The organism is Trinickia symbiotica (assembly GCF_003028655.1).
In the GTDB taxonomy this organism is placed as follows: domain Bacteria; phylum Pseudomonadota; class Gammaproteobacteria; order Burkholderiales; family Burkholderiaceae; genus Trinickia; species Trinickia symbiotica_A.
The window spans coordinates 1-456 of sequence record NZ_PYUC01000063.1; the positions used below are offsets into that span (position 1 = coordinate 1).

1 protein-coding gene is annotated in these 456 nt (G+C 76.8%); it reads left to right on the top strand.

The window, feature by feature from the left end; all coding sequences use genetic code 11:
* On the top strand, nucleotides 1–456 hold a 456-nt coding region (locus tag C9I57_RS32240; protein ID WP_219909925.1), incomplete at both ends, for an MFS transporter.

The following is a 456-nucleotide window of genomic DNA, read 5'->3' on the forward strand; positions in this document are numbered from 1 at the left end:
GGCACGGGCCGTGGCATCCACGGTCACCACGTCGAAGGACTCGGCGGCCACCTCCCGACCGGGATACGGCCGCCTGCTGCGCACCCGCGGCGCGTGGACGTTCCTGCTCCCCGGCTTCGCCGCGCGTCAGCCGTTCGCGATGCTCACCCTCTCCATCGTGCTGCTCGTCCAGCACACCACCGGCTCCTACGGCGCGGCCGGCGCCGTCGCGGCCGTCACCGGCGTCTCCATGGCGCTGTTCGCCCCGTACACCGGCCGGCTCGCCGACCGCCACGGCCAGCGCGCCGTGCTGGTGCCGGGCGTGCTGGTGCACGCGGCGGCAGGACTCGGCCTCACCGCCCTCGCGCTGAACGGCGCACCCCTGTGGGCGCTGTTCGCCGCGGCCGTCCCCACCGGCGCCTCGGTGCCGCAGGTCGGGCCGATGGTCCGCGCCCGCTGGGGCGTCCGCCTCAAGGG